This is a genomic window from Aeromonas sp. QDB18 (assembly GCF_027705325.1).
GTDB lineage: Bacteria > Pseudomonadota > Gammaproteobacteria > Enterobacterales > Aeromonadaceae > Aeromonas > Aeromonas caviae.
Genome location: NZ_JAPDBQ010000368.1, coordinates 1 through 524, shown reverse-complemented (window position 1 = coordinate 524; position 524 = coordinate 1). Strand labels below are relative to the sequence as shown.

General features: G+C 54.6%; 2 protein-coding genes. Both read right to left on the bottom strand.

The window, feature by feature from the left end; all coding sequences use genetic code 11:
* The coding region (tnpB, locus tag OKC30_RS21600) for an IS66 family insertion sequence element accessory protein TnpB (RefSeq protein WP_442865850.1) at positions 1 to 104 on the bottom strand (104 nt) is incomplete at its 3' end.
* A gap of 32 nt (positions 105 to 136) precedes the next feature.
* On the bottom strand, positions 137 to 439 hold the full coding sequence (gene tnpA / locus OKC30_RS21385) for an IS66 family insertion sequence element accessory protein TnpA (protein ID WP_088813953.1): 303 nt from the start codon (positions 437 to 439) through the stop codon (positions 137 to 139).
* Positions 440 to 524: the final 85 nt, after the last annotated feature.

The window sequence follows — 524 nt, the reverse complement described above, 5'->3', positions numbered from 1 at the left end:
CCGGTGAACGGGTTGTGCCCCAGTTGCTGCTCGACCAGCGCCGCCAGGCCGTGGGCCTGTTTACGAAAATCGATAGGCGCCCGATAGAGGTAGATCTGCGGCATGGTCAGTGCCGGACGCAAGTAACGAGGGCGCATTACAGCTGCCTCATGATAGCGCCGAGCAAATCGATATTGCCCGGATGTAACCCGGAGAGAGTGATGCCGTTGGGTAAGGTGAGTGTCAAGCCGACTTCGTTCGTGACAGGAACAGGCATGGCTATTCTGACAAAGCCAGGAAGAGAGTCCGAGTCTACAGGCTGTTCGAGCTTTTTGCGCCAGTAAGCAAACTGGTGATAGACCAGTGCCTGGCTTTTGCAAAAGGCGTGGCCGGAGAGGCCGGAGTCAAGCCAGGCGGTGATCTGCTGTCGCCAAAAATCAGCACGTTCTTGAGTGGTCATAGTGAAAATCCAGCGAAGAGGTAATGGATTTCAAGTGTGACGAGCTGATTTTGGGAAAAAAAGATGCCGATTCAAGGGCGCTTAC

Excerpts from the sequence above, each read along its gene's own strand:
- tnpA (WP_088813953.1), bottom strand. The coding sequence starts at position 439 with ATGACCACTCAAGAACGTGCTGATTTTTGGCGACAGCAGATCACCGCC.